The sequence below is a fragment of the Verrucomicrobiota bacterium genome (genome assembly GCA_027622555.1).
In the GTDB taxonomy this organism is placed as follows: domain Bacteria; phylum Verrucomicrobiota; class Verrucomicrobiia; order Opitutales; family UBA2995; genus UBA2995.
Window position 1 is genome coordinate 1 of the sequence record JAQBYJ010000233.1, and the last position, 2995, is coordinate 2995.

The window sequence follows — 2995 nt, forward strand, 5'->3', positions numbered from 1 at the left end:
GGCTACTTTAGCCACTGAACCCCAACAGGTTCCATCTTTTTATTCAATTTTATCTCACGAATTCAGGTTGCTTGCAACCTACCAAAACAGTTATGGCAGCAATACCGAATACGATTGCGAGTTTAGGTAGGAATAATGGTGAGAATTTATCTTTCAAGGGTGATAGATGGTTGGATAGTTATTAAGCTTCGGGGAATAAAATTGTAGAAAAGTAGTCGTAGGCAACCATTCATTATCAGTTATTTAATAAAACATGTTACAATAGATTCATTCTTTTGTCAAAGGTGGATAATTTGAAATTGAATTTGATAAATGTAATTTAAGAAAATTTGCTCGAAAATGGAGTAGGAAGTTCCACGCTCCTTTTGTTTTTGTTGGTCTTTTTCTCCGTTTATACCTCTGAAGCTGATTCTCGTCTGGGTCGCACTATAGGCGTTTCAGCTATGGCAAAGACTCTATTCTTTATTTATGAAGTCAACATCCAGATTCTCTGCTTTAACGAGGAAGTCTCACTTCCGGAAATGCTCAAGGAACTTCCAACGCAGGTAGCTTGGGTTGGATTCGGTTGAGTGGTTGGCTTGTGGATGATGGTAGAATGGATGGAACTTTACCTGTAGCAAAGAAGATATGGAGTAAATCACATTGTTAATTTTGCTCGATATAGTGGGTTAGCCGAGGCTTTTTGAGCTGTGGTTGAAGAATGTTAGCGACTCCGGGCAAACGTGATTTTGAACTCAGGCGCGGATAATCAGTACACCACGGATGATATTCCTTTGCTGGTGAAGTCGATTTAAACGAGTCGGCGGATATGGTTGTCAGTGAGCGGTCTATTTCCAGTACCTAACCACATTTCGCTAATGGTCGTATTGGTCGGCCTTGATTGCTACGACCTAGGCACCGCGAATCTCGCTTTATCTGAGGAAGATGGTTTGTCCAATTCCGTTTTCATCAGTGCTCTTTGTTGCGCGCATATTGGGAATTTTCTCTTTAATTTCATTCTGAGTCGTCCAGGTACAATTATTGCCTCCCTCATCATCAACAAGTGTTTTGTGAGGGACTTCTTTCAAGTTTATTTAAAAATGAAGATGCTCTACTGTGGTTGTACCACGCATAGCGGTGGCAAGGTTTTCTTAGATTTGAATGGTCTTGTCTTTTTTGATTTTCTTTCAGGATCAATAGCCTTGGACTAATTGCAGTTCCTTGGATTTAGCCTTAACTCATCTAGAAACATACCAATTAATTGTCTTAATTATGCCAGTATCAAATGTTTCGGTTGGAGACCATGTGAGCTCGCTTTCAATTTTTTTGCAATCGATGGCGTAGCGGCGGTCGTGTCCTTTCCGGTCCGTCACAAATGTTTTTTGGTCGATGTAACTGACACCATTCTGTTTAGGTTTTGCCCTATCCAGAATCGCACACAAGGTGTCCACTATCTCAATATTTGTTTTCTCGCAATTTCCCCCGATGTTGTAGGTTTCTGCTTTTCGTCCTTTCTGGAGGACTTTCAGGATTGCTGTACAATGGTCTCCGACAAAGAGCCAATCCCTTACATTTAACCCGTCCCCATAGATCGGTAGTGGTTTTTCGGCGAGGGCGTTGGTGATCATCAACGGTATCAATTTTTCCGCATCTTGCCTGGGGCCATAGTTGTTTGAGCAATTGGTAATCAGGGTGGGCAGGCCGAAAGTGTGGTGGTAGGCTCGGACCAGATGATCGCTGGCAGCTTTTGATGCGGAGTAGGGGCTGTTGGGTTGGTAGCAGCTTTCCTCCGTGAAAGCTGGATCGTTGGGGCCGAGTGAGCCGTAGACCTCGTCGGTAGATATGTGAAGGAATCTGAAGGTCTCTTTTTTTTCTGCTGAGAGTGGATTGAAATAATTGAGAGTAGCCTTGAGCAGCTCGTGAGTGCCAACGATGTTTGTCTGAATAAATGCGTCTGGCCCCTCGATTGACCGGTCAACGTGGGTCTCGGCAGCAAAATTTACAATCCATTCGAATTGATGTTCGTTCAATAGACTCGAAACAAGGGTTTGATCGCCGATGTCACCTTTAACGAACACAAATTTCGGATTGTCTTTGTGTTGCTCCAGGTTTTCGAGCCTTCCGGCGTAGGTGAGCAGGTCCAGACATACCACCTTATCTATATTAGTGGTTTCATCTGAAAGAAGGAGATCAACAAAATGAGATCCTATGAATCCTGCGCCGCCTGTTACCAATACGTTCATCCTATTATTTGGCTATCCAATCCGAGCAGGCTTTTTCAATTGAATCGTGAACCTCGGTGAGCTGAATCCCAGCTTTTGCTAATTTTTCTGAGGACATGGTACAATTTGAACGTGGTGCTCTGACGGCTTTCGCCATGAATTCCTCTTCGCTTTTAAAGAATTTCAGTTCTTTGCTTACCAGCCCATGTTTCTTCATGATCGTGGTAATCTCCCGTGCAGTTGTGGAACCAGGGTTGGTAACATTATAAGTGCCATAGGGAATTTCTTTGAGGAAACAATCAATACATGCTTCTACAAATTCAAATCGTTGGGAGATAGAATTCTCAGCATCGAGAAGCCATTCGTAATATAGCAATTTACTTAAGTAGTTGCGCGGATTGTTTCTTTCATCAAAGGGAATTCGCAGACGCCAGATGTAGGCTTTTTCCGCACCTTGCAGTACTTCTTCTCCAAGTGCTTTTGTTCCGCTGTAGAAACTGCTGTTGTTTGAGCGAAAATTGAAGTTTGGCGTGTCCGCTTCATGAAAACCCGTCCCATCTGCCCGTCTGCCAGTATATATACAACCCGAAGAAACATGACCCCAGGGAATGTCCAAAGTCTCGCAAACCTCTCGAATGATTCCGGGAAGGACAGCGTTTCCCATTAAGCAGTTAGCTTTGTCGTCCTCGCATGCATCGACGTTGGGTTTTCCGGTGTAACCTGCGGCGTTGATGACTGCATTAGGTTTCTCCGCTTTTAATGCTTCGATCAGGATTTGAGGGTCATAGTAATTG

At 43.5% G+C, this 2995-nt stretch carries 3 protein-coding genes; 1 reads left to right on the plus strand and 2 read right to left on the minus strand.

Annotation, left to right across the window (positions count from 1 at the left end; all coding sequences use genetic code 11):
- Window positions 1–443: 443 nt before the first annotated feature.
- Window positions 444–569 (plus strand): hypothetical protein, encoded by a 126-nt coding sequence (locus O3C43_25070; GenBank protein MDA1069762.1) that lies wholly within the window; start codon window positions 444–446, stop codon window positions 567–569.
- A gap of 648 nt (window positions 570–1217) precedes the next feature.
- Here the strand turns inward: O3C43_25070 and rfbB are convergent.
- Window positions 1218–2222, minus strand: a complete 1005-nt coding sequence (gene rfbB, locus O3C43_25075; protein ID MDA1069763.1) for a dTDP-glucose 4,6-dehydratase — start codon at window positions 2220–2222, stop codon at window positions 1218–1220.
- Window positions 2223–2226: 4 nt separating this feature from the next.
- On the minus strand, window positions 2227–2995 hold a 769-nt coding region (locus O3C43_25080), incomplete at its 5' end, for a sugar nucleotide-binding protein (protein ID MDA1069764.1).

What these genes read in the sequence shown, in the direction of transcription:
- O3C43_25070 (MDA1069762.1), top strand. Translation starts at nt 444, where the DNA reads ATGGCAAAGACTCTATTCTTTATTTATGAAGTCAACATCCAGATTCTC.
- rfbB (MDA1069763.1), bottom strand. Translation starts at nt 2,222, where the DNA reads ATGAACGTATTGGTAACAGGCGGCGCAGGATTCATAGGATCTCATTTT.